General features: G+C 58.8%; 15 protein-coding genes. 3 read left to right on the forward strand and 12 right to left on the reverse strand.

Annotation, left to right across the window (positions count from 1 at the left end):
- Positions 1-615: 615 nt before the first annotated feature.
- The 3 genes from ABIQ96_RS22200 to ABIQ96_RS22210 all read left to right on the forward strand — a co-directional run bounded on the left by ABIQ96_RS22200 (position 616) and on the right by ABIQ96_RS22210 (position 6208).
- Entirely contained in the window at positions 616-4314 is a 3699-nt protein-coding gene (locus ABIQ96_RS22200; protein WP_348216837.1) for a hypothetical protein, read from the forward strand.
- 31 nt (positions 4315-4345) lie between these two features.
- Positions 4346-5035 carry a hypothetical protein gene (locus ABIQ96_RS22205; protein ID WP_348216838.1) on the forward strand — a complete coding sequence of 230 codons (690 nt, stop codon included), beginning with the start codon at positions 4346-4348 and terminating at the stop codon, positions 5033-5035.
- Positions 5036-5128: 93 nt separating this feature from the next.
- Positions 5129-6208 (forward strand): M42 family metallopeptidase, encoded by a 1080-nt coding sequence (locus ABIQ96_RS22210; RefSeq protein WP_348216839.1) that lies wholly within the window; start codon positions 5129-5131, stop codon positions 6206-6208.
- 24 nt (positions 6209-6232) lie between these two features.
- Here the strand turns inward: ABIQ96_RS22210 and ABIQ96_RS22215 are convergent, their stop codons facing one another.
- From ABIQ96_RS22215 to ABIQ96_RS22270, 12 genes are all read right to left on the reverse strand, one after another.
- Positions 6233-7174, reverse strand: coding sequence for a LamG domain-containing protein (locus ABIQ96_RS22215; RefSeq protein WP_348216840.1), 942 nt, complete (start codon positions 7172-7174; stop codon positions 6233-6235).
- Positions 7175-7379: 205 nt separating this feature from the next.
- Complete coding sequence (locus ABIQ96_RS22220; RefSeq protein ID WP_348216841.1) at positions 7380-8870, reverse strand: DUF1501 domain-containing protein; 1491 nt, start codon at positions 8868-8870, stop codon at positions 7380-7382.
- The gene (locus ABIQ96_RS22225; RefSeq protein ID WP_348216842.1) at positions 8867-11653 is read right to left on the reverse strand and encodes a PSD1 and planctomycete cytochrome C domain-containing protein; all 2787 of its coding nucleotides are present in this window, start codon (positions 11651-11653) and stop codon (positions 8867-8869) included. Before ABIQ96_RS22225 ends, ABIQ96_RS22220 begins: the two co-directional genes overlap by 4 nt.
- Before the next feature lie 113 nt (positions 11654-11766).
- Positions 11767-12618, reverse strand: coding sequence for an endonuclease/exonuclease/phosphatase family protein (locus tag ABIQ96_RS22230; RefSeq protein WP_348216843.1), 852 nt, complete (start codon positions 12616-12618; stop codon positions 11767-11769).
- Between the two features lie 40 nt (positions 12619-12658).
- The gene (locus tag ABIQ96_RS22235) at positions 12659-14008 is read right to left on the reverse strand and encodes a C39 family peptidase (protein ID WP_348216844.1); all 1350 of its coding nucleotides are present in this window, start codon (positions 14006-14008) and stop codon (positions 12659-12661) included.
- Between the two features lie 186 nt (positions 14009-14194).
- Complete coding sequence (locus ABIQ96_RS22240) at positions 14195-15088, reverse strand: hypothetical protein (RefSeq protein WP_348216845.1); 894 nt, start codon at positions 15086-15088, stop codon at positions 14195-14197.
- A gap of 102 nt (positions 15089-15190) precedes the next feature.
- Positions 15191-16948, reverse strand: a complete 1758-nt coding sequence (locus ABIQ96_RS22245; RefSeq protein ID WP_348216846.1) for an alpha-L-rhamnosidase C-terminal domain-containing protein — start codon at positions 16946-16948, stop codon at positions 15191-15193.
- Positions 16949-16980: 32 nt separating this feature from the next.
- Positions 16981-17145, reverse strand: a complete 165-nt coding sequence (locus ABIQ96_RS22250) for a DUF4250 domain-containing protein (protein ID WP_348216847.1) — start codon at positions 17143-17145, stop codon at positions 16981-16983.
- 71 nt (positions 17146-17216) lie between these two features.
- A complete protein-coding gene (locus ABIQ96_RS22255; RefSeq protein WP_348216848.1) occupies positions 17217-17975 on the reverse strand; it encodes a hypothetical protein in 759 nt (252 codons plus the stop codon).
- A gap of 84 nt (positions 17976-18059) precedes the next feature.
- A complete protein-coding gene (locus tag ABIQ96_RS22260; protein ID WP_348216849.1) occupies positions 18060-19721 on the reverse strand; it encodes a beta-xylosidase in 1662 nt (553 codons plus the stop codon).
- 19 nt (positions 19722-19740) lie between these two features.
- On the reverse strand, positions 19741-21927 hold the full coding sequence (locus tag ABIQ96_RS22265) for a glycoside hydrolase family 3 C-terminal domain-containing protein (protein ID WP_348216850.1): 2187 nt from the start codon (positions 21925-21927) through the stop codon (positions 19741-19743).
- Between the two features lie 9 nt (positions 21928-21936).
- Positions 21937-22809 carry an NAD(P)-dependent oxidoreductase gene (locus ABIQ96_RS22270; protein ID WP_348216851.1) on the reverse strand — a complete coding sequence of 291 codons (873 nt, stop codon included), beginning with the start codon at positions 22807-22809 and terminating at the stop codon, positions 21937-21939.
- Between the last annotated feature and the right edge of the window lie 4 nt (positions 22810-22813).

Raw genomic sequence — 22813 nt, forward strand, 5'->3', positions numbered from 1 at the left:
GGACAGAAGGACAGATTGGGTGAGTACTCGGACGACGCTGTGATCACCGTCTGACCGTCGGTGTATTTAGACCGTATGCGAGAATAGATTGCCGAAACCTGTTCCCGGTGATGAGCCTCGTTTCGCTGTCCGGAGTTCAATCTTTAGATTGCCTCTTCAAGAGCACGGTAAACCTTGAACTCCGGACCGCTCTCGGGTGGCACGCGTCCAAGTGAGTTTCGGAAATGACTTCTGGCAATCGGTCTACGCGGAAAATTCAGGACCGGGTTGCAACCGCGCGAGTCGGTCGGCGAGCATGAATCCGGGGAAATCGGCCTGATGATCACCGGTAAAGCCGCTGATTTAAGCGAACTACCGGTGCGGGTAAATTGCCTGATTATCTCTATTTACATTTTTGAGCCGCTTGTTATGTTGCATTTAATTGCAACGAACTGAAGCCCATTTGCCGTAAACAGGATCACCTCATCGGCACCGCTTGCCGACAAAAACCAAGTATCAGCATTTTAGATCCTGTTACCGGAATTTTCTTTACTTTGTAATTACGACTTGCTGCATTTTACATGAACTCGGATTCCTTTTAAACGGTTGAGGGTTCACAAGACATATTTCAAACCCATGAAATCCACGAAACAGTCTAACGTTGGACTCGCATATGACAAACAGCTCCAACCCGGCTTCGCGCTGATCGTGACCTTGTCGCTGATGATCCTGCTGACGGTGATCGCGGTCGGATTGCTGACGCTGTCGAGCATTTCACTGCGTTCGTCGAGCCAGGGAAATGCCATGGCGGTGGCCCGGGCGAATGCGCGTGTGGCGTTGATGCTGGCCATCGGCGACCTTCAGAAAAATGCCGGGCCCGACCAGCGGGTCACCGCGCGGGCCGACGTGATCGATGAAAAAATCGCGAACCCGCGGCTCACCGGTGTTTGGGATTCCTGGGAAATCAAACCCACCACGCAGGCTTCCGACTATGTCAAGACCGCCCGCGATGGCCGGTTCCGCAGTTGGCTGGTTTCCGGCGATCCTACGGAAAACGCCAGGATCGGATTCGCCGGGCAGGCACCGCTCTCCACCAGCGCTCCCGCCAGTTCGCCGCTCGCGGTCACGCTTTGGGGCAAGGGTACGTTAGGGGATGCCGCGGCGGCCGAGGCCATGGTCACGGCGAACAAAGTGCCGATCACCTCGTCTCCCGGAGCCTTGGCGTGGGCGGTGATGGATGAGGGCGTGAAGGTCCGCATCAACACCCACTATGCCGACAACGCCGTCACCAATGCCCAGAAAACCGTCCAACTCGGCACGGGCGAGCGCCCGGGTGTGGAGTTCATCGCCGGGCTCAACGGCCTCGACCGCAAGCTCTTCGAAAAGAGCGCGCCCGACGCGGCAGCCTTGGACAAAGGCATTTCCCCTCTCAATTTCTCACTGGCAGCAGAGCGGCTTGCGGGCAAGACCATCCCGGCCGCGTTGAAGCCTCTCGCCCACGATGTCACCACCGTCTCCAACGGTTTGTTTACCGACACCGCCCGCGGCGGCCTCAGGCAGGACTTCCACCTTATGACCAATATAGCGTTGCCTGCGGAGTATTCGGGAAAAGGCGTTTACGCCTCACGGCAGGTGTTGCCATCCGGAGTTTGTCCGTCCGACCCGCGCTGGGAGTCATTGCAGCAATTCGCCACCGTTTACAAGGACATCGCCAATCTAACTCGTGTGAACAACGTGCCCGTTCTCAAGGCGAAGGCACCTCCCAGTTGGAGCGCGACAACCTTGACGGGAAATCCGCCGACCACCTTCGTAACCCGCGCGCCGCCCGCCGGAGTGGTGCTCATGCCCACCATCGCCAAGGTCCAGATGCTGTTCAGCCTGATCGGCCGCGATATCTATCCGAACCTGCCGGGCAACATCCAAAGACCGCTCACCACTGCCGAGAAGACACCTAACATGCATGGCCCGCAGGACGGATGGTTCAGATCGACAAAGTATAACTACGATCTGCACCTCCTCTACACTCCGATTGTCACGCTCCACAACCCCTACAATGTGGCGATCTCATTCAACTCCCTGCGCCTGGAGTTCATCGGCGTGCCCTTCGCGATGCAGGTATTCCGCAATGATGTGCCGCTGAGCAAAGGCCTCGTTCCCTTCGAATCCATGACCGACGACAATCAGGATTCCCAACAAGGCAAGGTCTTCGGGATGGAACTTAAGACCAAAGTCAACAACCAGGTGGGCGGGTCCCTCTTCACCATGTTACCCGGCGAGGTCATCCTGTTCTCCCCTTACCTAGATCCCAAACGCACCTACGCGCAAGACCTGACGGACCGGAAATTCTGGGATATCCAGCTTGCGACAGGAATCACCACAAAAATGGATTCCATACCCGGCTGGCGAGGCTTCGGAATTGGCTATGACTGCGACTGGCTGGCGGGCAATCAACCCTCCATCGGAAACCCCAGGTCCGAGGACCCCGCAACCGCACAGCCGCCTTACGGAATTTGGAAAGGCTGTTATGGCTTGGCGTGGGATGACAAGATCCACGTCCTCTACGCTCCGTTGAGCATCCCGCCTAACAAAAACAAATTCATCATCCAGATGTCCGCCACGGTGGCGGGGAGCGCGGCTGGCAAAAAGGTGGCCGCCATCGAAATGGATTATGATAAACCCACCGGACTTCAGGAATTCCTCAGCCCGACCGGAGGTCAAACGACCCTGCGCTATCCCAAGGACACCGCCACTAACAAATATGTCATGGGATACCAACTCAGGGATAGTTCCACCACGCCGATCGGTGGCATCCTGAATGCCAAACCCTTCGCCTTGCTGACCGCACAGGCCAAGACCACCTCGGGCGGCAGGGATAGCACGAACAAGGAAGGCCGCTACAGCGGAAAGCCCTGGTCATTTGCCCACGGCATCATCGGGACCTCCTCGCAAAAGGTCATCACCGAGCACCCCGCCAACCACTCGCATGAAATCGATTTGCTGCCGGTGGATGAAAACGACGCGACCCAACTCCTGTCGATCGACTCCCAGGACCGCTCGGTTTTCATCTCCGGCGCCACCAGCACCAACGGCACGAAATTCGGCACCGTCTATGATATCCCGCTGGCACCGGTCCAGACCTTGGCCAGCCTGAATGGCGCGAATCCCGGCGGTTCTTCCGGATACCTCCCGCGTTTCGCCCAACCGATCGGCAATTCATGGGCCCACCCGCTGATCAGTCCCGACAAGATATCTGAAAGCGGACCGACCAGCTATAACTACCTCGATCACTCGTTCCTGCTCAATCTCGCGCTCTATGACGGCTTCTATTTCTCCGGCTTCGCCGACCAGTCCGGCAATTTTGGAACTGCCGGAAGACTCGCCAAAACGGTCGCCGACGACTTTTCCAAAGGCATCCCGCTCGACGATCCGCGACTCACGCTCCGGCTGCCTAACGGAAAATTGGCCGCCGACCTGTCCCCCGCCATCGCCCTGCTCACCGCTTATAAAACCATCGCCGCGTGGGAGACGATGAACGGCGCTTTCAACATCAACTCCACCTCGGTGCAGGCATGGAAAGCGATGCTCGCATCCATCCATGATTCCCAGGCCCTCGTCAACCAACGCTCCACGGCGGCAGCCATCGCCACCAGCCTCGTCGCGCTGAAACCCACGGCCACCACCAAAGTCCGCATCAGCCGGATGCGCCTCCCGGACTCCTCCTCCGCGGCCGATGGTGCCGCTGTTGCCGATGGCTATTGGCTTGGCCCCCGCGAATATTCGGATGCCGAGTTGCAGACCCTGGCGGAAAACATCGTCAAACAAGTCCGTCTCCGCGGCCCGTTCCTTTCGATGGCGGAATTCGTCAACCGTCGTCTCGGATCCGATGAAATGGCCCAATGCGGCGCGCTCCAACAAGCCATCGATGATTCAAATCTTAACAAAAAACTTGCCGACGCCGCCAACGCCGGTTTCGAAATCCCCACCGGCTCGACCGCCAAATACAAATACAAAAACTCCAAGGCCGGCGAAGGCCCCAGCTATCAGGGAGCTCCGGGCTACCTCACCCAGGCCGACATTCTCAATGTCCTGGGAAATGCCGCCACCGCCCGCTCCGACACCTTCACCATCCGCGGTTACGGCGAGTCCCGGGACCGGTCCGGCAAGCTCCTCGCCAGCGCCACCTGCGAAGCGGTCATTCAACGCATCCCGGATTGGATCGACCCCGCCGATGCCGTGGAAACTCCGGTCGCCTCCCTGGTCAGCACCGCCAACAGAACCTTCGGCCGCCGTTTCCAGGTCACCTCATTTCGCTGGCTTAATGCCAACGAAATCTGAATCCTGTCCCGCGACTCCCTTCCGTTTCTCCATGCGCACACTCTCGCTTTGCCTGTTGTTTCTCTATCCGGTTTTCGCCAAGGCCGAGGACGGCCGCAAGGTGGAATGCCGCTTTGTCAGCCTAAATGCCGAGGTCCCTCCGCCCGCCCTGCTAACAGCATCCGCCGACGGCGCCGAAAGCTCCGTCACCGTGCCCACCGGCTCGCTCTCCGCGGCATCCCCCTGTTTCTCCAAGACCAACACCTTCAGCTTCCTCTCCGCCGCCGACCGCACCCCCGCCGCCACCGCAACGATCCCGGCCGACGTGAAGTCCGCCATTCTGGTTTTCGTCGCAGCCCCTAAGACTCCCGGCACCCTCCCGTGGCGGGTTTTCGTCATCGAGGACTCCCCAAAAAATTTCCCGGACGGCGGCGCCTTCGTCGCGAATTTCCACAACCAGGACATCCGTTTCGTGATCGGCGAAAACAAAATCATGCTTCATGCCGCAGGCTCCCACGGAGTTTCACGCCCTAACGAACGCGACGAGTTCAACATGGCCCCCGTGGCATTCCAATTCCTCCAAGGCGACTCCTGGAAAAACGCCAGCGAAAGCATGATGCGCTTCCTCCCCGGCATGCGCTACCTGATGTTCGCCTTCGTCGATTCCGCCTCGGGCCGCCCCCGCGTCGTCACCTTCCAGGACCAGTCCACCAAAGCCGTGGCCCCGGCGCCAACTCCCTGACCCGGCCTCCTGTTTTCGACCCGGCCATTCCGCACGGTTGCTTTTTGCTCCGCCAGACGGAATAAATGCGGCGCACCATCCGAGCGCCTCATCATGAAAAAAGAAGACCGCGATTTCCTGTTCCACCTGCTGGAAACCCCCAGCCCCACCGGTTTCGAAATGCGCGGCCAGCAGGTCTGGGCGGATTGGATCAAATCCTACGCCCCGGAAGTCACTTGCGATTCCTACGGCTCCACCTGGGCCAAGCTCCCGGGAAAATCCGAACGCATTGTCATGCTTGAAGCACATGCCGACGAGATCGGCTACATGATCAAGCATATCGACGACCGCGGCTTCCTCCGCATCGACCGCGTCGGCGGATCGGATGCTGCCACCGCCCGCGGCCGCCGTCTCACCATCCTTGGTGACAAGGGCAGCGTCTCCGGCATCATCGGCAACACCGCCATCCACCTCCGCCGCGACGAGGCAGGAAGTGAAAAATCTCCCGCCGTCCACGACCTGTGGGTCGATGTCGGGGCCTCCAGCGCCTTCGAAGTCGCCACGCTCGGCCTCCGCGTCGGCCATCCCGCCATCTATCAGGACGGTCCGATGGAGCTCGCCAACAAGCGGCTCATCGGGCGCGCCATCGACAACCGCATCGGCAGCTACATCATCGCCCAGGTGATGAAACGCATCGCCGCCGGCAAAAAGAAACCCGCCTTCACCCTCATCTGCCTCAACGCCGTGCAGGAGGAAATCGGCGGCAACGGCGCGATGATGGCCACCTACCGCCTCAAGCCCGATCTCTGCATCTGCCTCGACGTCACCCACGCCACCGACACCCCCGGCATCGATCCCGCTAAATTCGGCAGCGTCAAACTCGGCGAAGGCCCCACCATTTCCCACGGCACCGCCAACCACCCGCACGTCGTGAAGCGCCTCATCGAAGTCGCTAACAAAACCAAGGTCCCCGTCCAGCACGAAGCCAGCAGCCGCTTCACCGGCACCGACACCGACAAGATCTTCCACTCCCGCGAAGGAGTCCCCAGCGCCCTCGTCTCCCTCCCCCTCCGCTGCATGCACTCCGTTGTCGAAACCGCCCACCTCGACGACGTCCAGCACACCATCGACCTCCTCACCGACTTCGTTCTCTCCCTAACCGAGAAAGACGAGTTCGCCCAAAAGCTGAAATAACGCCCCCTCGGACATCTATCAGAATCAGCGGTGCGCCCGGAAAAACAATTTCGGTGTCGCCGGGATCGGGGTCACGGTGTAAGGGCTTGTGACGCTCAAATCCGACCACGATCCCGCCGCCAATGTTTCCGACTGGGATAGAATCCCGGTGAAGGTGACGATCTGATTCAAACCGCTCTTTGCGATGCTGGCGAACGGTGGGTTTTGCTGCAAATACTCCAGCGCGCCGTCCCCGATGACCAAGGCGCTGTAGGTCCCGGCAGTGGGACTGGAGGCAGCGGTGTAATGATCATGGATTTTGGTTTCCGATAGAGCCGAGCCGTAGAAAGCCACCTCGTCCAACAGCCCGTTGTAACCGCTGCTCAATCCATCGGCAATGATCGCCAGAGAAAGCACCGCGGTGGTGCTCGCATTGTAAACCCCGGTCCCGGAGTTGGTGGAACTGGCGAGGACCCCATTCACATAAAGCTTCGCACTGCTGCCATCCCAAGTCGCCACCACATGGCTCCAAGCATTCAGAGTGCTGGTTCCTCCGGTGAGATCCCATCCCAAACCGCTGCCAGTTCCGTTATACATTCGGAAATTCCATCCCGTTCCCGCGACCCGTTGGAAAAATACCCAGCCGGAACGGTTGCCCGCGCTGATCCGGTTGCTCACGGGAGCATCATCGGTGTCCGAACTCGACGGCTTGGCCCAGAACTCAATGGTGAAAGGACTCCCCACAGCCGGATTCAGGGGGGCAAGAAAAGGAACCGTGGTATAGCCGTTCAACGTATAGCCCGACGCCATATCGCCACCCGCGGCAATAGCTCCTGGCTGGTCCAGGACAACAGCATCGGTGTTTGTCCCGTTACCGGCGACACCAAGGCTGCCGGTGTTGTAGGATAGCGTAGTAGCGCTGGCAACCCGTGTCAGATTCGGCAATAGAACGGCGGCGATCAAAAGGGATGAAGCATGCTTGTTCATTGTTGTTTTCAAGGTTGAAGGTCCCTGAAAGATGGGTTTTTGATCCGATTTCACAAGGAAAACCCTAGAAAGGTGAGCCCGCAGCCAATCAAAACGTCCGCTGGTCTTTTCGCCAGAAATTAGCGCCTTCTGTGATTCTATTGGCTCTGAGGAGCAGCCTGCGAGCTGGCAATTTGATTCGGCAAAATGAATTTCATGATCCGGCTCAGGCAATCACGCCTTTAACAATCTTACTGCCGGGCTTGGTGATATTGGTGAGACGCTGTGGAGCACCATTGGATGGGAATGTCAGCTTCTCGTGATCGAAGCCCATGAGGTGGAGCATGGTGGCGTGGAGGTCGTGGATGGAGACCTTGTCCTTGATGGCTTCGTAGCCGATGGGGTCGGTTTCGCCGTAGGAAATGCCGGGCTTCACGCCGCCGCCGGCCATCCAGAGGGTGAATGCGCCGGGGTTGTGGTCGCGGCCGACGAACGGGCTGTCCACACCGCCGCGGTTTTCCTGCATCGGCGTGCGGCCGAACTCGCCGCCCCAGACGACGAGCGTGTCCTCTAGCAGGCCGCGTTGCTTGAGGTCTTTTAAAAGCGCGGTCATCGGCTGGTCCACTTCCTTGCATCGGTCGGAGAAACCCTTGTTGAGAGCCTCGCTGGCGGCGGAGCCGTGGGAGTCCCAGCCCCAGTGGAAAAGCTGGATGTAGCGGACGCCGCGTTCGGCGAGGCGGCGGGCGAGGAGGCAGTTGTTAGCGAACGATTCCTTGCCGGGCTGCGTGCCATAGAGCTGGTGGGTCGCTTCCGATTCCTGTTTCAAATCAAAGGCGTCGGTGGCGTGCATCTGCATGCGGTAGGCCATTTCGTATTGGGCGATGCGGGTGACGGTCTCCGCGTCGCCGACGTCCTCGGCGATCTTCTGGTTGATGCGGTCGAGCGCATCGAGCGAGCGGCGGCGGATGTCGCGGGAGATGCCATCGGGATCGCTCAGATAAAGCACGGGGTCGCCTTCCGACCGGCATTGCACCCCCTGATAGACGGACGGCAGGTAACCCGCGCCCCACACGGATTTACCCGCGTCGGGATTTTTCCCACCGGACGTTAGAACGATGAAACCCGGAAGGTTCTGGTTTTCCGAACCAAGCCCGTAAGTCGCCCATGCACCGATGGACGGTGCTCCGAGGTTCTGGCTGCCGGTGTGGACGAGGAGCTGGGCAGGGCCGTGGTTGAACTGGTCGGTGTACATCGACTTGATAAAACACACTTCATCGACCACGGAGGAAAAATGCGGCAGCCGGTCGGACAACCACGCGCCGGACTGGCCATACTGCTTGAACTCGAACTGCGGACCTAACATTTTCGGCACGCCCTGGATGAAGGCGAACTGCTTGCCTTCGAGGAATTCCTTCGGGCATTCCTTGCCGTTCAGTTTGAGGAGATCCGGCTTGTAGTCGAAGAGCTCGTGCTGCGAAGGCGCGCCGGCCATGTGCAGATAGATGACCCGCTTCGCCTTGCCGATGAACTGCGGCGTCGCCGGTGCCAATGGGTTGGCCGGATCCTTCTGCAAAACACCGGACGATCCCCAGGCGCGGTTCGCCGCGCTGGCGAGCCACATCGCGCCGAGGCCGGTGCTGCACTTCGCGAGGAAATGACGGCGCGTGAGGTGTTCCAATTGCGCATGCTGGAGCCGGGCGAAATGTTCGGGTTTCATCGGGTGAGCGCGGAGTCGAGGTTCAGGATCGTGTTGGCGACGAGCACGAGTGCTGCAGCTTCAGGAGTTTCCCCGAGCTTGGCCGACTCGGCAGGAGCTTGCTGATAGTCGGCGACACAGGAGGCGTGGAGCGAGACAAGTTCGCTGATCGTCGCGGGCGGCGCGCCTTGCTGGGTGGCGAGCAGCATGCCGAAGCCGATTTGCCCGGGCAGATCCGAGGAATGCGCGGCCATGCGTTTCGCCAGCCCACGCGCGGCTTCGATGTGCGCCGGATCGTTCATCGTGACGAGCGCTTGCAACGGTGTGTTGCTGACGATCCGCCGGGCGGTGCAAAGATCGCGGGCCGGCGCATCGAACGTGAGAAATCCCGGAAAGCCGCTGGTGCGCTTCGAATACGTGTAGATGCCGCGACGGTAGCGGTCCTCGCCCTGCGATTCATTCCACTTCGCGCCGTTATAAACCGAGCGCCACACGCCTTCAGGTTGTGGCGGAAAAACCGGCGGGCCGTAGGATTTCTGAGAGAGCAGACCGGCGGTGGCGAGCGCCTGGTCGCGGATCATCTCGGCGGAAAGCCGGTTGCGAGGGCCACGGGCGAGAAGGCGATTGTTAGGATCTTTTTCGACCAGCGATTTCGCCGCATTATGGGTTTGGCGGTAGGTCGAGGAAAGGACGATTTCGCGCAGCATCGATTTGACCGACCACTTGTCCTCGTTCTCAAAACGCAGCGCGAGGTGATCCAACAACTCGGGATGGCTCGGCGGCGTACCGGAGGTGCCGAAGTCTTCCATCGTCTGCACGATGCCGATGCCGAACAGCTCGCCCCACAGGCGGTTCACCATGACGCGGGCGGTGAGCGGGTTTTCCGGACTGGCAATCCACCGCGCCATGTCGAGGCGGCTCATGCCGTCCTTCGACGTGCTGCTGGCTAACAATTTCGGCACGCCGGGAGTAACCACGTTTTCCTTCATCAATCGATTGCCACGGGCGAAGACGCGGGTCTCGCGTGCGGGGCGCTCGGTCATGACCGGGACCATCGGGCCATCGAAAGATTTGTATTGTTTAGCAAGCTCGTCCCGGGATTTCCAGATCTCGACGCGCTTCGGGTCATTGACCAAGGAAGTCCATTCATGACGGTTGGAAACATCGAGCGAGAAGCGTCTCACCGGCGTCGCTTGTTCGCCGGCGGTCTTGCCTTTTTGCTCCATCGAGATTTCCAAGCGTGATCCGGGAATTGGCTCAATCGCTTTTTCCGGCACGAAGACAAACCAGCGAGGGCCATCGAGTTTCGGGAATCCGCCGACGTCGCCGTTAGGATTCGGATCGTTGGGATCGCCGAGATGATCCGCGAAAACCTCCTTCATCGCGACCGGCGTCGCGGCTCCGGCGGCATCGATGAGATTCACATCGAACTTCGTGACCAGCGAACCACGCTCCGGCCATTTTTTCGGGTCGTCGATTTCAGGGAGAATCTTCAATCGCAACGCGGTGAATGCCGCAGCGGGGCCGGAGACCTTGTGCACATTGCCAACCGGAAAAGTTCCCTCGCTTCGGACCGTGCCATCGGTTGATAGAGCAAGCTTGCCGTGGCTCGGCGCGAACGCGTCGGGAGTGAACGGTCTCCAATCGTCTGTGGCTTGTGCGAGTGTGAGTCCGGCTCCGTTGAGTTGTTCGCGGAGGACGCGCAGGGTGATTTCCATGCCGGATGCTTCGGTGCATTTCGCAGGATCTGCAGAGACTTTCATCTTCGGAAAATCATTGTCCTGATCGTAGTCTTCGGTGCTGTTGAAGAAAGCGACGAACTTGTAAAACTCGTCGTGCTCGATGGGATCGTAGGGATGTGAATGGCACTGCACGCAGCCGAACGTCGTAGCCTGCCAAGTCGTCCAGGTGGTGCTCACACGGTCGATCACAGCGGCCATCCGGAACTCCTCGTCGTCGGTGCCGCCTTCGGTGTTAGTTTGGGTATTGCGGTGAAACGCCGTGGCGAGGCGTTGGTCGGCGGTGGCGTTCGGAAGCAAATCGCCGGCGAGTTGCTCGATGGTAAATTCATCATACGGCATGTCCGCGTTGAAGGCACGGATCACCCAATCGCGGAACGGCCAGATGTCGCGGCCGGGATCTTTTTCAAATCCATAGGTGTCCGAATAACGCGCGAGGTCCAGCCAGACGGATGCCCAGCGCTCCCCGAAATGCGGTGATGCCAGCAAGCGATCCACGACGGCGGCGCGGGCGGAGGCAGGATCTTTCGCGAGATCCGTCTGATAGGTGGCGAGTTCCTCGGGCGACGGCGGCAATCCAGTTAGATCGAAGGAAACGCGCCGCAGCCATTCCTCGGGCGGAGCTTCGGGGGATGGTTTGAGTTTTTCGCGGTCGAGGCGCTGGAGGATGAAGCGGTCGAGCGGCGATGACGGCCATTGTTCGTTAGAAAGGCCGGTGACCGGAGTTTCCTTCGGAGGGACGAACGACCAATGATTCTGCCATTCCGCGCCTTGGGTGATCCAGCGTTCGATCAACGCGATTTCATCTTTCGGCAGCGGCGGCCCGTGCTTCGGCTTCGGCATGACCTCGTCGGGATCGGTGCTGCGGAGGCGGCGCAGCATTTCCGATTCGGCGGGCTTGCCGGGAACGATGGGAATTTTTCCCGACTTGCCGGGAGCGAGCGCTTTTTCCCGATAGATGAATGAGATTTCACCCGCCTCCTTCACACCGCCGTGGCAGGCGGTGCAGTGCTTGGTCAGGATCGGCCGGATGTCGCGGTTAAACTCCACGTGCTCCTCGCCCATCGCGAAAGACGAAAGGAGAAGCGGAAAAAAAGAGAGCGGGCGAATCATTGGACGGAGCGACAGTTTACGCTACCCGAGGTATCCCAGCTATCACCCACAAACGGAGTATTGCCCTACGGAATCTTGAAATCCCGGACGACAGCCATGTGCTGCATCATCGGCACGCCACTGTCTTCCTTGCTCACCGGGGCGAGTTTTTCCAATGGCTCGAACACGCGACTGTCGAACACCAGCCCGTGCGAAAATTCCGCATCTGCGAGTTTCACGGGGACCGCGGCCTGATCGAGGGATTTGCTGGCGAGCACCCAGTCGTAAGGCTTGTTGCGCGGGGCGTTGGTGTTGATTTCCCCATGCTGATCGGCAGGCGGGTTCTTCGGAATGACGACGACGTCCGCGATTTCCTTGAAACAGGATTCACCGGTCGAGCGGGTGTTGAAATCGCCGCCGATGAGAAGCATGGCGTCCTTGGGAACCTTGTCGGCGATGAATTTCGCGAGCGCGGCGGTCTGGATTTTCCGCGAAGCGTCGCCTTTGGAATGAAGGTGGACGCTAACCACCCAGAGGTCGCGTTTTTCCGGCAAGCGGAGGTGCGCCCACGCAAATTCGCGGTTGTTCAGGACCGGATCATCCCACGATCCAGACTCGGCGATGGGAAACCGGCTGATGATCCCGTTCGGGATTTGCATGCCTGTTTCCTGAACGAAAACGTATTCCTCGCCGAGCGTCCCATTGATCCACTGCCGCACGGGCACGGTGGTGTTGAACTCCTGAATCATCACGATGTCCGGCTTGAGCGCCCTGAGAATGCGGGCTCCGGCGCCTTCCGGATTGCTGTGATTTCCGTTGTCGGGCGAGTAGGACTGCTTGTTGTCCGAGGTCAGATTCGCCGCAACGGCGCGAATGGCGAGCGGTTCGGCGCGGGCGATGCCGAGGACGAGAAGAACTAGCAGAAAACTCCGGATCACGCCCGAATCATGCAGTTGCGGGGCCAAACGGCGAGCGATTTTAACGCACTGTCGGGAACATCGCGAACAGCCCATGGGTCGCCTTGTAGGCATTGTCCATGGTCATCCGCTTCAGCTCGTGTCCGGCACCCCATGAATCACTGAAGAGGACGCTGCCCGTCTTGTCGTTGTAGCCGATGATCATCCGCATGTGACTGCCGCCCGCCTGCTGGGCGATGGAGGGTTCCTCAGGATACTTGCCGAGTGTTAGACCCCACAGCAGCGGGATTCCTTCGTCGATGTAGTGGTGAATGTCCTTGGCGAACTGTTCCTCGCCGACGGGTTTCCCGACCGTCATTTTGCGCTCGTCCACTTCCACGAGTTCCTGTGACGACGCCATGCAGAGGATCTTGAAACGTGTCTTGAAACGGAAATCGATTTTCCCGAGAGCTTCGGCCATCGCGAGGGAACTCGTGCCCTTCTGCGCATCAGTGCCGGCCACCTGGGCGATCTGATGTTGGTCCGCGGGAATGCCGTAGTATTCGAAAAGCCGTTGTGCCGAAGCCACCACGCAGTAGCCCTTCGGCCCCTGATCGACCATCGGGATGCCCTTGATAAAAGTATCGCCGTTAGGAGTCTTGGTGAGGTTTTTCGGAAGATCGGAAAGTTTCACCGCCGACGACCGGCCTTGGAATGAGGCGGCAATGGTGCCCTTCGCATCGCGCGGGGCGATCTTGAGCCGGAGAAATTCGACCTCGCCCGTATTCGCCTCGGGGTTGTGCTCGAGGGCCGCCATGCCTTTTTGCGAAATCCAGATCCATCCCTCCGCAAGCAATCCCTCGGTCGGAGCGGCCTTCCTCGAACTCGGTTTGACCTGCAACAGCTCGCTCACTTTCTTGCCGCAGAGTTTGAATCTGGTTTGGAAATCCGCCGTGCTGATTTCACCCGAGTCGCCTTTGTTATAAAGTGAGAAGGTGATGCCGTTGAGTTTCCCGTCGAGGAAATCCACCACCACTTCCTCGACCGGCATTTCGCCGCCGAACAAGGTCAGGTTCACCTCCAAATCGGAATAAGGATGCTTCATGAAAACCGCCCGTGTCCGGTCGGTGGTCATCCATTCAAAAAACGGATTCTTCTTCAACTCCACGCCTTTCGGAACGACGAACGCGGCGCTCAACTGATCCGGCGTGAGGCTCCACACTTTGGGAATGTCCATGAGCATGTCGAGCGGGCAGGCCAGTTTGCCGGTTCGCAGTTGCTCGACAAAGGCAGTCGCCGTCAGCTTGGGGTCCGCCGCATTTCCCGGTTTTTCCTGTGCCTGTAAATGGCTGCAACCGATCCATGCGAGACCGAATGCCGTGCGGCAAAGGAGCGAAATCGGATGGGTAAAAAAGCGGGACGATTTCATCATGGCGACCTCGAAGAAACACTTTTCCACCACTTTCATGCAACCCTCAAATTCGGCGTTTCGCAGCACCGAAATATCCGCTAGAGACGATCTCGAAATGTGGTTCTGGATTCCGGAAAACCGGTTCGAGGTCCGGAGATGACAATTGTGAAATCGCCAACTCAACCGAACTGCGGTCATGCCCTCAGCTCACGGCTTTTTCAAGAATGCTTTTTCGGTAATCGTCGTCGGCCCCTCAATGTGGATGGAGACATTTTGTGCAGGTGAGCCACTGATGGTCATGGTTCCGTTGACCTCCACATCAAGGTCAATCATGTCGGCGATGGACCGGTGGGAGAAGGCCTCACCAACGAGGTGCATATCCATGGGAGTTCCACCGTCCTCAGACTCGGAGGTTCCCTTGAAGTCGAATTTTGCTTTAACCACGGCACAACGCACACCTTGAAAATCCGCCACTTCGATCAACTCCACATCATACGTCCCGGTAACGTTTTCCGCATTGCCGAAGTTCAGGAGTTTGCCAGGATCGACGGACCATTTGTCGCCGATTTTGCGCGGAGCATCTCCGTAAGTTTCAAAATCCGAGTCCCTGTCCATCTCCTTGGTGATCTTGCCAAAACCCTTCTGTTGGTCCGGAGTCGGCGTTTCTCCGCTTTCCAAAGTCGCGGACCACTTGCCGCCCTTGCGTTCCACGATCACGGGAATCCCTTCCAGCGGGTCCTCCTTTTCAGGAGTCTCCTGATCCTTCCCGTTCACGGTCATTTTACCGGTGGTTTTCCTGCTAGAGATGACACGCCTGACCTTATCTTTCGCGAGAGTCTCGATCGTTTCCTTATCACTCGTGGTCTGGGTGGCAGTGCCTTCAAGCTCCCGAGGGCCGGCCTTCACCGTCATCGGAGCATTCAACATTTTCATCGTCGTCTCCTTGGTCACGACCGTCCCGACCGGTGGAAGAAAGTGCTTTTCCGCGAGGACGATCGATTCGGCCCCTGTTTGAACTGGCGGTGGATTGACTGCTTTTTTGCCGCAGGCGGTGACAAGCAAGGCAAAGCCGGCGAGGATCGGGAGAGTGGGAAATTTCATAATGAATTCTGGAAAAGTGAACAGATGATAGAGAAATCCGGGATCGGTCGATGACTAATTCGGCTTTTGTGCGTGATGTCGCCGCCATGCTTTCCCTAACTTCTATCGAACCTCGATTCTGGCCGTTCCTGAAACGTCCTTATCGAGTATCCACCAGGCGCCATCGCGGTGAGCGGCGACCGGCTTGCCATTGATCGTAACACCGCCCGATTCACCAACGGCAGGAAGTTCCACCTTCGCGCTCATATCGGACGGCAGCTTGAGGGAAATCGAAAACGACGTGCCGCTTTTCCAATCCACCAGAATCGGACCGCGCGGCGTCGGGATTTTTCCGTTGGCAAAAGTCAGGCCGCCGGGATGAGGCCGGATTTTCGCGCGTTTCCAGCCGGGTGACAACGGCTGCGCGCCGAGGACGAAACGAGGCAGCAGGTTGGCCGGAGCGGCGCCCCAGGCGTGATTCCAGTCCTGATTCGGCTTGTACTGCTGGTCCCATGCCTCCCAGGTGATGGTGGTGCCGCTGTCCACCATGTGCTTCCAGCTCCGGTCGTTAGAGGCGGTGATCAGCCGGATCGCCTGCACGTCCGCTCCATTTTCAAACAGGCCTTCGAGGAGATACTGCGCCGCGTAAACAGAGCAGCCCATGCCGCGACCGGCCACCCAGTCGGTGATGGCTTTTTGCTTTTCGGCAGGTACGAGATTGAACGCGAGAGGGAACAAATTCGCATGGAGGGACGAGTGATTGGTGCCGACGCCGTCTCGATAGAGTCCGGTGGACGAGTCGAAGAGGCTGTCCTGGAATCTGGCTTGAGCCATTGTGACGTTCTCGGCAAATTTCGAAGCATCCGCATTGTTTCCGACGGCCCGCGCGAGCTCCGACATTTTCATTAGGGATCGCAAATGGAACGCGTTGACCACCGTGTTGGTTTTCGTAAACACGTAACCGTCGCGCTCGTCGACGGGCCAGTCCACAATGTCATCCCGCTTGATCTGCTGCCCATTGCTCATCACGAGTCCGCCATCCCCCACCCTTCCTAGCAGAAGCTTCTTCTTGAGCGGCTCGTAGCGCGAGGCCAGCCACCTGGCATCGCCGGTGTGCATCCAATCGGCGTAGGCCATGAAAACCATGTGCGATGCCCATTCGGTCGGCCAGGTCGGGAGCTTCATCAGCCGGTCGAACGTGTCGCGCGCCATCTGAATGTCGTTACTGGTCGCGTAGTGGCTGAGCTGGTTCAGATAGGCGTCGCCCTCGTAGGAAATTCGTTCGCGATCGCCATCGACATACACCCCGGCGAAGGTGGTGGCCTTGATTGAATAGCGGCACAAATCCCAAATCCGGTTGAGCATTTCATCGGACGAATGAAACGCCGCATCGCCGTCATTCCAAGTGGCGGAAAAAGCGGATTGCCTGATGATTCGGGCGGGATCCAATTCGCCGGGCCAGCCTTCGATTTCCACCCAGCGGAACGGCGTCAGCACTCCCCACCGCTCGGGTGTGAGAACGGCTTCCGGTTGCTTGGTATTCCTAACATCGGCTGGCGGCGCGATCACCATCGGCTTGGTGCCTTTGGGTTGCATTTCCACCGACGCATAGCGAACGGACCCCGGAGGATTGCGATCGATCCTGCCATTCCGCAGGGCTTCGCCGAAATGAATTCTGATAGGCCCGGTTTGGCCGACAGGAGGTGTGATCAGCAGGTTGCCGAATGCGACCTTGTCGAAATCCACGAGGATCACGCCGGGGGCGACGGTGGTGATTTTTCCGGGCTTTTCCGGAACGAGGCTGACGGGTGCCGCCGGGAGCCAGGCGGAACCGAGGATGATCACTAACAGAAGCGCGGGAAAATTCACAAAAGCGGACACGATTTCAGACGGGTGGGTTTTTCCAAGCGGGATCAGCGGAATTGCTTTTGCTCCGGCATGTAATCGTAGCCCGCCTCCGCGAGCTTGCCGACGAGCGCGTCGATTTCCAAATGGTGGGTCTTCACCAGATCATCGAGCGACTCGCTATGGTTCCGCAGCTCGGTATTCACGAGCCCCACCAGCAAGTGGGGATCCATGCGCAAGTAATTCGAAAGGTCCATCGCACGCAACCTGCCAAGACGGGCGCTTGCGGGCAAGTCTCTCGAAATTATTTATCCCACTCGAAGGAATCGCCGGTTTTCGCGACGGACTTATCGACCGGCTTGCCGGGTTTCTTCGCAGCATCCGCTTCGGCCACCGCCGCGGCGGCATCCGGATGTTTCGCCAGTTTGCCCAGAGAGTCCTGCAGGCGTTTGTTGCGGGCACCCATATCGACACCTTCGACCTTCATGACGTCCTTCGTTTCCTCCGTGAAATATGCGTCCTCATTGCTCACCTTGGTGGGATCGACCCCCATCGCGACGGATGCCTGGTCGATCTGTTGGCCACGGGCGGCGACGCGGTCCAGCGCCTTCTGATATTTCGCCACCATGCCCTTGATATCACCCACCGAGCGGATGTCCTTCATGGCATCGCTGAAAGCCTGGACCCTGGAGGGAGATTGGATGAACCAGCCGTAACCGCCGCCGGTCAGGCCGAAACAAACCACCAGGGTCATGACCAGCTCACGCCGACGCCTGCGCGCCTTGCGTTTGATCTGAGCATCAAGAAGAGCTCCCAATTCCGTCGCAGTCTCGTGGTCGAGCCCGGCATTGGGCATCGGCTGGACGAGCGGCTCGATCGCGCGGGGGGCAGGAACTTCCACAACTACTGCCGGTTGAACCGGCGCGGGGGATGGGCTCTGCAGAACCGGGGGAGTGACAACCGCCGGCGCCGTTGGGAACGCCCGGGCCAGCGGCTTGGTGCCGTGAGAAGAATCCTGCAGAGCGGCTTGGAAGAGTTGCTGGAGCTTTTCTTTGTCAGTCATGAAAAGACAAATAGCCTGATATTTAAGAAATATGTATTACGTGTTTGCGTAGTTTTTTCAAATTCAGGACATTTTCTGACTGAGTCACTTCCAGTTGAAGACCAGTAGTTCCACCGCTTGTCGCGGCAGCTTCACCTCGACTTTCGCGTGCCCCTGCGTGACGGGAAGAATTTTGGCCGGGCCGAACTCTGCGAGTTGTCCCGCTTTGACAAGCGTGGCGTATTGGTCGGCGTCGGGGGCGGCGGGGGAGCCCATCACCTGCCATTCGATGAACGCGTTGCTGTGTTCGTTGTCGATGCGGTATTGTGTTAGCGTGACCTCGCCTTTTCCGATGGGTAAGCTTGCGAGGGACAACGACACCTGTGCGTCCGGGCCGGGAACATCGTCGTCATGGTAGTGCCAGACAAGCACCCAAAGCTGCTTCTCCGAACGGCTTGCAAACGCGGCGACGTCCGGTTTTCCGCGCACGCCGTTTTTCATCATGTCATCCAGTGACACCGCGCCCGTGCTGTTAGCCTCGACGCGCTTCCCGCTCATTTTTGAGAACATGCGGAAAACATTCATCACCGGCAGGTCGATACCTCGGCTGGCCAATACCCGTTGTCCGGCGAAGAACGGCTGGTCCTCGAACTCGAATGCCCAAGTGAGCGCTGCATCCAGATTCACGCCGTGCCGTGCCGCGAGATCGTATTTGCGGGCGAAACTCGCCGCGGTGTAGCTTGAATACATGTTGGTGTTTCGATAGCCAAGCTGCGGTCCCTGGCAGGCGGCGCAACCGTCCGGATCGGACTCGCCGATCACGATGGCCTTATCCTTCAGCTCGGGAATTTTCCGGATCATGCCGAAGCCGGAATTGATCGCGCGAAGCTGATCGGCAATCCCCATTCTAACATAACCATCCACGAATCCCGGCGAACCCTTCGCGTGAAACGACAGGAAATCCGTCGGCGTTCCGGTTTTGCCCGTGGCGTAGTTCTTGCCGCTGGTGACGTGCTTCATGAAATCCTCCATGAACTTGCCGCCGCTGCCTGCCACGTCCGGCCCGCCCACGCGCGCGGTGGGAAGCGCCCGGCGGACCGCGTCGATGGCATAGTCGTGCAGTTTGAAGAACTCTTCCGGCTTCGCTTTCCAGTAAGCGCCATTAGGTTCGTTCCAGACTTCCCAATACCATTTCTCCACTTCCTCACGCCCGTAGCGCCCGATGCAATGCTTCACCCACTGGAACACGAGTTCCGACCATTTCGCGTAATCCTTCGGCGGGTATGCCCAGCCCGTCTCAATGTCGCTGTATTTCGTGCCCGGCTTCCATTGGTGCTGATAGGGCTGCGGATGAATGGACATCGCCTCCGGCATGAAACCAATCTGGGCATAGGGGTGGACGCCTTTGGCCAGATAGGTGTCGAAAATCCCATCGAGGATTTTCCAATCGTAGATCGGCTTGCCGTCGGCGTCCTCGGAGTAAACACCGGTCGAACCCCACTTCAGCGCGGGCGTCCCGTCGCCGGAGCAAAGCAGGTTGTGCGTTCGGAAGAAGACATCCTTCGGCCGCAATTCGCCCAATTCGCCGATGAGCTTCGTGCCGTCCTTCATAGTCGCATAGTTTGGTTCGTCGGCACCGAACATGCGCCAGATCGGTTTCAAATCGCCGAGGGACTTCGCCGCGTCCACGTCTATCGTGACAGGGAACGGCTCGGTTTGAGCGGCGGCTGATAGGGCCAGGAGGCCGAGGAAAAGTATGGGTTTCATTGGGAGCTGTATTGCGGGACTACGGAGTGACAATCAATTGAGCCCTGGAACGGACGTCCCCGGATGACGCGCCGACCATCACGTCGTAAGCGCCCGGTTCGGTGAGGAAGCCGTGAGTCTTCTCGTCCCAGAACGCCAGCTTCGCGGCTGGCAGGGTGAATGATACGGTTTTCGTTTCCCCGGGCTGCAAGCTGATGCGTTGGAATCCGCGCAGTTCCTTGACCGGGCGTTTCACGCTGCTCTTCTCCGGGTGAACGTAAAGCTGCGCAACTTCATCACCCGCTCGTTTGCCTGAGTTCGTGATGTCCACGCTTACGTCCACACTGCCGTCGGCTTTGGTCTTTTCCGAAGACAGCTTCAGACCACCGTATTTGAAACTGGTATAGCTCAGTCCGTGGCCGAACGGATAGAGTGGTTCGCCGTTCACATACATGTAGGTGAAACCCTTGGTGATATCATATTCGTCCATCGGCGGCACTTGCTTTTCGGAAGCGTAAACAGTGTGGGGCAAACGGCCCGCCGGATTCACGTCGCCGAAAATCACGTCGGCGATGGCATGTCCGCCTTCCTCGCCCGGCCACCACGCTTGAAGCATTGCTGGAACTTTCTCTCTCAACCCCGGCACGGTCAAAGGTCCGGCGCTCATCTGCACGACGACGGTGCGGGGATTCGCGGCGAGAATGGCTTTCACAAGCTCCTCCTGATTACCGGTTAGGCCAAGTGTCTTGCGGTCACGACCCTCCTGTTCAATCGCTGCATTGGTGCCGACGCAGACGATGGCGACATCCGCCGCTTTCGCCATCGCAACCGCCTCTATAATTGCGGTATTGGAATCAATCTTCGACTCGTCGGGGACCTTTGCCCAAGCCCCTCCTTTTCCGCCGATCACGCCGCCCACTGCGTATGAAACTTCCGTGCCCGGCGCGGCGCGGTCTTTGATCCCTTGCAATGCGGTGATCACTTTGCCGGGTGTGCCATTGTAGTTGTTCATGATCACAAAGTCGGCCAACGGTCCAATCACGGCGATGCTCTTGATCTTGGCCTTGTCGAGTGGGAGAAGCTGGTTGCTGTTCTGCATCAGCACGATGGATTGTTGCGAAACCTTGAGCGCGATAGCGCGGTGCTCGGGGCAGCCAACCACACCGGGTGAAATCTTGCTATAAGGCACGGCATCGAACGGGTCGAACTCACCCAGCCGCATCCGTACGCGCAGCACGCGGGTGAGGGCGTCGTTCAGGCGTTCCTCAGTCAGCTTCCCCTCGCGCACGGCGGCCGGGATGTTTTCCTGAAACTCCTTGTCGGAAAAATCACAACCCGCAATCAGCGACTGGGCGACGGCATCGACGTAGGTCATCTGCTTTTTCTCGTGTCCTTCAACCATGGTTTTCACACCACCGAGATCGGAGACGACGAAGCCTTCGTGCTTCCACTCGTTTTTCAGAAGATCGGTAAGTAGCCAACGGTTGATGTTGTTAGGTGTGCCATTGATGGCGTTGTAGCTGGCCATCAGCGAGCATGCCTTGCCTTCGACCACCGCGTCGCGGAAGTGCGGCAGCCAGTATTCGCGGAGCATGCGCTCGGAAACGTTCGAGTTCAGCTTCGTGCGATCCGTCTCCACGTTGTTGACCGCATAGTGCTTCAGTGTCGCCGCGAGTTTCAGATAGCGTGGATCGTCGCCTTGCAAGCCTTTCACATAAGCCACCGCCATCCGTCCGGTGAGGAACGGGTCCTCGCCCCATGCCTCGTGGTTGCGGCCCCAGTAGGGGTTGCGCTCGATGTTGATCACCGGGGCCCGATAAATCAGCCCCTTGTGTTCGCCGGCGGCCTTGGGATCGAGATGCCAGCCGTTGTAAATGGCGCGAGCCTCGTCGGATAGAACCTTGGCGATGTCGTTCTGGACCAGCTCGGTGTTCCAGGTTGCCGCCATTGCGATGCAGGAGGGAAACAATGTCGTCGGGCGGTCCCACTTCACGCCGTTCAGACATTGGTTCCATTGGTCGGCGCGGATATTGAAGCGCTCGACCGTCGGTCCCTTGTGATTCAGTAGCGTGGCCTTCTCTTCCAATGTAAGGCGCGAAATCAAATCCGCGACGCGGGTTTCTACGGGTTGCTTGGTATCGAGATAAGGTGCGTCCTTGGGAATTTCCTGGGCGGTGAGGCGGGCGAGAAGCAGCAGCGCCGCGGTTGCGAAAGTGGAGTTTTTCATGGGGAATTTTCAACGATTTCTAAAAGGCTCGATGATGGCGGAAATGTCCTTTTCGCCATGCCCGCCGGTGATTCCTTGTTGGAAGAGACCGAGTGCCGCCTTGGCTGTCGTGAGATCGACAGAAAGGTTTCCTCCTTCAGCGATGGCGTAATCGAGATCCTTGGCCATCAGGCGCAGCAGAAAATTCGGCGTGAAGTCAGGCGTGGTCATGCGGGTGGAGACCGCCTTGACCAACGGGCTTCCCGGCGCGCCGTTGGTGAGAACTTCGAGCGCAGATGTCCGGTCTAGGTTACTGCGTTCGATCATCGCCAGCGCTTCAGCCAGCGAAGCGATCTGCACGCCGCAGACGAAATTGTTAATGAGCTTGATCAATGCACCGCTGCCCGCAGGGCCGAGATGGGTGACGGATTTACCCATCGCCATCAGGACCGGCCGCGCCTTTTCCAGTGATTCGTTAGATCCGCCGACGAGGAAATTGAGCTCGCCGGATGCTGCCTGAGTCTTGCTGCCGGTGACCGGAGCGTCCAGAAACTCACAGCCCTTTTGCACGACGGCCTCAGCAAGTTCCTTGACCCATTCGACCGTGACCGTGCCGCACTCGATGCAAAGAGTTCCTGGTGCGGCGTTCGCAAGCGCGCCGTTTTCGCCGAGCCAGAGTTCGCGCGACGCGATGTTGTCGGCGAGCATGCTGATAATGACCTTTGCGTGTGTTGCCGCTTCCGCTGGAGTGGCAGCGACGTGGGCGCCTTCCTTGCCGAGCGGCTTTGCCTTGTCCGCATCGCGATTGAAAACGGAGAGCGGATATCCCTTGGTAAGAAGTTGCCGGGCCATGCCGGAGCCCATCAGGCCGAGGCCGAGAAATGCGATGTGGGGTTTGCTCATTGGA

Origin of the sequence: Luteolibacter sp. (assembly GCF_039920825.1) — a bacterium.
In the GTDB taxonomy this organism is placed as follows: Bacteria; Verrucomicrobiota; Verrucomicrobiia; order Verrucomicrobiales; family Akkermansiaceae; genus Luteolibacter.